General features: G+C 68.6%; 5 protein-coding genes and 1 pseudogene. 4 read left to right on the top strand and 2 right to left on the bottom strand.

Annotated features, from left to right (window positions below; genetic code table 11):
• From VI238_RS01950 to VI238_RS01935, 4 genes and pseudogenes are all read left to right on the top strand, one after another.
• Nucleotides 1-776, top strand: a 776-nt coding sequence (locus VI238_RS01950) for a sel1 repeat family protein (RefSeq protein WP_331647870.1), incomplete at its 5' end; no start/stop codon positions are given.
• Between the two features lie 21 nt (nt 777-797).
• Complete coding sequence (locus VI238_RS01945; protein WP_331647867.1) at nt 798-1655, top strand: sel1 repeat family protein; 858 nt, start codon at nt 798-800, stop codon at nt 1653-1655.
• A 322-nt stretch (nt 1656-1977) separates the two neighbouring features.
• Nucleotides 1978-2490 (top strand): polymer-forming cytoskeletal protein, encoded by a 513-nt coding sequence (locus tag VI238_RS01940; RefSeq protein ID WP_331647865.1) that lies wholly within the window; start codon nt 1978-1980, stop codon nt 2488-2490.
• Nucleotides 2487-2865, top strand: a pseudogene (locus VI238_RS01935) (hypothetical protein). Before VI238_RS01940 ends, VI238_RS01935 begins: the two are co-directional and overlap by 4 nt.
• A 96-nt stretch (nt 2866-2961) precedes the next feature.
• On the opposite strand, the gene gorA reads toward VI238_RS01935, so the two are convergent.
• Both gorA and VI238_RS01925 read right to left on the bottom strand, forming a co-directional pair.
• Nucleotides 2962-4311, bottom strand: coding sequence for a glutathione-disulfide reductase (gorA, locus tag VI238_RS01930; RefSeq protein ID WP_331647863.1), 1350 nt, complete (start codon nt 4309-4311; stop codon nt 2962-2964).
• 294 nt (nt 4312-4605) lie between these two features.
• A partial coding sequence (locus VI238_RS01925; RefSeq protein WP_331647861.1) for a hypothetical protein occupies nt 4606-4903 on the bottom strand: 298 nt, incomplete at its 5' end.

Raw genomic sequence — 4903 nt, 5'->3', positions numbered from 1 at the left:
GCGCGCGCGCCGCCAACGACCTGCCTCCCCGCTACGACTCGCGCACCAACGTCGAGCGCCCCGCCACCGATCATTACGCCACGCCGGAAGACAAAGGTCGTCCAGGCGAAAAGTTCTACTTCGACGCCGTTCGCGCAGTCGGCAAGAAGGACTACCGGTTCGCGATCGACATGTACGAGGTGTCCGCGTCGTGGGCGTACAAGCCCGCGCAGTACAACCTCGGCGTCATGTACCTCAAGGGCGAAGGCGTGCCGGTCGACCGCGCGCGCGCGATGGCGTGGTTCGCACTCGCGGCCGAACGCGGCGACGCCGACTACGCCAGGGCCCGCGAACTGCTCTATGCCGATCTCGACAAGGACGAGTTCGCGCGCGCGAACGAGATCTGGCGCGAACTCAAGCCCACCTACGGCGACGACGCGGCGCTCATCCGCGCGAAGATGCGCTGGGCGCACGTGCGCGCCGAGATGACCGGATCGCCGGTCGGATCGCCGGGCAACCTGAAGGTCGGCAGCGCGAGCGGCGGCGTCCGACCCGTGCGCCTCGGCCCGACCGGGCGATCGGAGGTCAACGGCTTCGCGACCGCGGCCTTCGGCGTGCTCGGCGGCAGCAGCGAAGACGGCTCGATCGCGTATCGCCAGCTGCGCGAGAGCGACAACCCGTACGACCCGAAGTTCGAATGGCGCACGTCGCCGACGCCGACCGGAACGGTCACGGTCGAGCCGATCGTGTCGCCGTCCGGTGGTGACGAGGCTCGCACCGACGAGCGCACACGCTGACCCCTTGCCGAGGACGACCCCATGACGACGCGAATCGCGCTCCTGATCACCCTCTGCGCCGCCCTGCCGGTATCGCACGCACGCGCGGACGATGTGCCCACCGACCACCTGCCGCCACGCTACGACTCGTCGTTCAACACACGGCGGCCCGCGAGCGACCACTTCGCGACGCCCGAAGACGACGGCCGTCCCGGCGAGAAGTACTACTTCAATGCCGTGCGCGCGGTCGGCAAGAAGGACTACCGGTTCGCGATCGACATGTACGAAGTGTCGGCCTCGTGGGCCTACAAGCCCGCGCAGTACAACCTCGGCGTCATGTACCTCAAGGGCGAAGGCGTGCCGGTCGACCGCGCGCGCGCGATGGCGTGGTTCGCGCTCGCGGCCGAACGCGGTGACGCCGACTACACCAGGGCCCGCGAACTGCTCTACGCCGACCTCGGCAAGGACGAGTTCGCGCGCGCGAACGAGATCTGGCGCGAACTCAAGCCCACCTACGGCGACGACGCGGCGCTCACTCGCGCGAAGATGCGCTGGGCGCACGTGAAGGCGGAAATGACCGGCTCGCGCGTGGGCATGCCCGGCGCGCTCAAGGTCGGGAGCGCGAGCGGAGCAGTTCGGCCCGTCAATGTCGTGGCTGGCCATTCGGCTGTCGACGGATTCGCGACTGCCGCGTTCGGCGTCCTCAAGGGCGGCAGTGAAGACGGCGCGATCGCCTATCGGCAGTTCCGCGAAAGCGACGATCCCTACGATCCGAAGTTCGAATGGCGCATCTCACCGAATGCGAGCGGCACCGTCGTCGTCGACCCCTTGCTGCCTGCGACGGCAAAGGACGCCGGGGCGGTCGATGCACCGACGTCGAAGCCGCGCCGGTTCTACTGAGGCGCTCAGCGAAGGCGCGCGCCACGGAAACGGCACGCGGCGCAGCCGGCTCGTCCGGATGCCACCGGATCGTCACCCCTGGTCCGGTCCCCCGCGGTGCGGCGATGGACAGCCGCACCGCATCTTCCGCGCGCCTTACCCTCCTGCGCCTCCCCGCCTCGCGTGCCATGGCATTGCGGTTGCATGCTTCGCGCGTTCGTTAATTGCGCAAAGATTTCGTTATTGTTCAAAACGTTAACGCGCATTCCGTGAGTGACATCACAGGTTCAGGATCGCGTTGCGATCTACGCTCGGGCTCCCCTGAAGCGGAGTGCGCACGACCATGGCGATCTTCAACCAGCAGCCGTCAGCGAAGAAGGAAACCCCGGCCTTTGCGCCCGAGCCCGCAGCCGCCGCGCCGAGGGAGCCGTCGCCGCTCACCGACTACGCGACCCCGGCGCCTGCATTCCGCGCCGAGCGCAGCGAAGCGAAGGAGTCGCTGATCGCGTCCGACATCACGATCGAAGGCAAGATCGAAGGTTCCGGCCACGTGCGCATCGCCGGCCGCTTCAAGGGCGACGTCAACGTGCAGGGCGACCTCACGATCGAGAAGGACGCCAAGCTCGCGGGCGGCGTTCGTGCCAAGAAGGTCACCGTCGCGGGCGAACTCGAAGGCAACATCGATGCCGCGGCGCAGGTCGACCTGCTGCAGACCGGCGTGCTCGTCGGCGACCTCAAGGCCGGTTCGCTCACCGTCGCCGCGGGCTCGCGCATGCGCGGCCAGGTCGAATTCGGCTGGGAGGAGAAAGGCGCGTCGAAGGCATCGCGCGCCGCCAACGAGAACGCTGCGGCGTGAATGCCCCACGGCCCCGCGTCACGCGCGTCTGTCCGCACTGCAAGGCGACGATCCTCGCCAGTGCCGCGGTGTGCCCGTCGTGCAGGCACCACCTGCGCTTCGATCCCGCCGCCGCGGCGGCGCGCGCGCAGCACGCGATCTCCGCGCTGCGCGTCGAGGGCACGGTGCGGCAGCCTGCCGATGCCGAGGCGTGGGAATACTCGATGGTGCTGTCGATCCGCAACGAACGCGGCGAGGAGATCGACCGCAAGATGATCGGCGTGGGGGCGATGCGTCCGGGCGAGCAGCGCACGTTCGCGCTGTCGGTCGAGATCTATGCCGGCGACGCGGACGCCGGGCCGCCGCGTCCGCACTGAGCGCAGCATCGCGGCGTAAGCCGGCGCCGACGCATGATCCGGCTGCGCGGCGGCGTGTTCCGCCGCGATGCTCCTTCGATGCTGCGTGCGAAACCGGGTCGCGTGCGAGACCGCCCTACATGAGGACGAACTCTTCGGCCGACGTCGGATGGATCGCGACGGTCGCGTCGAGATCCGCCTTGCGTGCCCCCATCTTCACCGCGACCGCGAAGCCCTGCAGGATCTCGTCGGCGCCGACGCCGATCATGTGCAGGCCGACGATGCGCTCGTCTTCGCCGACGCAGACGAGCTTCATGAGCGACTTCTCGGCGCCGTGCGCGAGCGCCGTGAGCATCGGGCGGAATTCGCTGCGATGGATCCTCACGGCCGCGTCGCCGAACTGCGCACGCGCGACGTGTTCGGCCAATCCGACCGTGCCGATCGGTGGATGCGAGAACACGACGGTCGGCACGTTCGCGTAGTCGAGCTTCGCGTCGTGCTTGCCGCCGAAGAGTCGATCGGCGAGGCGCCGCGACGCGGCGATGGCAACCGGCGTCAACGCGAGTCGACCGGTGACGTCGCCGACCGCATGCACGCCCGCGACGTTCGTGTCCTGCCACTCGTCGGCGAGGACGAACCCCTTCGCATCGAGCGCGACGCCGGCACGCTCGAGGTCGAGACCGGCGGTCATCGCGTGCCGGCCCGTCGCCCAGATCAGTTCGTCGAAGCCGTCGGCCAGGTTGCCGTCGGCGAACTGCAGCGCGTAGCCGGAAGCGTCCTTGGTGGCCGTCGTCGTCTTCCGATCGAACGCGAGTTCGATGCCGCGTGCGCGCATGGCGGCGGCGAGCGCCTCGCCGAGTTCGTGGTCGAACGCGCTCAGCACGCGCTCGCCGCGAGCGAACACGCTCACCTCGCTGCCGAGCGCTCGCAGGACGCCCGCGAGTTCGACTGCGATGTAGCCGCTGCCGACGATCGCGACGCGACGTGGCGCGGCGCGCAGCGCGAAGAAGCCGTCCGAATCGATGCCGAGTTCGCCGCCGGGGACCGGCTCGCGCTGCGAGTGCGCGCCCGTGGCGACGAGCACATGGCTCGCGCGCAGCTCGCGCGTCGGCGTCGCGATGCGGTCGGCGGCGAGGAAACGACCGGGCTCGGCGATCAGTTCGACGCCGACTTCGTCGAAGCGGCGACGATAGGCGGCGTGGATGTTGTCGATGTAGGCGCTGCGCCGCGCGACGAACTCCGGCCAGCGCAATGCGCCCGGATCGACGTCGAATCCGACCTCGCGCGCGACCCGCTGCGCTTCGGCGAGCTCGGCCGCGAACCACATCGCCTTCTTCGGCACGCAACCGACGTTGACGCAGGTGCCCCCGGGCGCGCCCGGCTCGAGCAGCGCGACCCTCGCGCCGTACCGCGCCGAGCGCACCGCCATCGCGATGCCGGCCGACCCCGCGCCGAGCACCACCAGATCGTACCGCCCGCTCGCCATGCTCTTGCCTCACGCGTCGATGCGCACGAACGGTGGGGCCGCCGTGCGGCGTATCAAGTCCCATGCCACGCCGTAAAAAGACCAAGCTTGAACCAGGAAAGACTCAACAGAAGAGCGGTAAGGATTGAAACACGAAGCACACCGAGCACACGAAGGAAAGCCTTTTCAGGAAAAAGGCTCCTTGGCTCTCGCCTTCTCCGTGTGCTCCGTGCTCCGTGTTTAAGTTTTACTCGCTCGTCCTTCGTGTGCTCGGTGTGCTTCGTGTTTCAGGCTTGCGCTCTTCGCACCGCCAACTTACTTCGCACCGACCGAAGACGTGGCCGCGATCGGCACCGTCAGCGCGCTCGGGTGCGCGGCGTCGTGGTAGAGCGTGACGGTGACCTTGCGCGCATCCTTGCCGGATTCGGCACTGACGACGCCGCCGGCGTTGTAGTTCTTCTCGGCATACATGGAATTGATCGGCGCGATCATGAGGCGCAGGCGGCTGCCCTTCGCCACGCGACGCGCGACGAAGCTGAAACGCGAGAAGTCATAGCGTTCGATCGCGCCCGGCTTGACCGCCTCCGCCGCGCGCAGGCTCTTGCGATAGCGT

The organism is Dokdonella sp., from assembly GCF_036518555.1.
Taxonomy (GTDB): Bacteria; Pseudomonadota; Gammaproteobacteria; order Xanthomonadales; family Rhodanobacteraceae; genus Dokdonella_A.
This window is presented reverse-complemented; position numbering and strand designations above follow the sequence as displayed.

Excerpts from the sequence above, each read along its gene's own strand:
- gorA (WP_331647863.1), bottom strand. The coding sequence starts at position 4,311 with ATGGCGAGCGGGCGGTACGATCTGGTGGTGCTCGGCGCGGGGTCGGCC.
- VI238_RS01940 (WP_331647865.1), top strand. The coding sequence starts at position 1,978 with ATGGCGATCTTCAACCAGCAGCCGTCAGCGAAGAAGGAAACCCCGGCC.
- VI238_RS01945 (WP_331647867.1), top strand. The coding sequence starts at position 798 with ATGACGACGCGAATCGCGCTCCTGATCACCCTCTGCGCCGCCCTGCCG.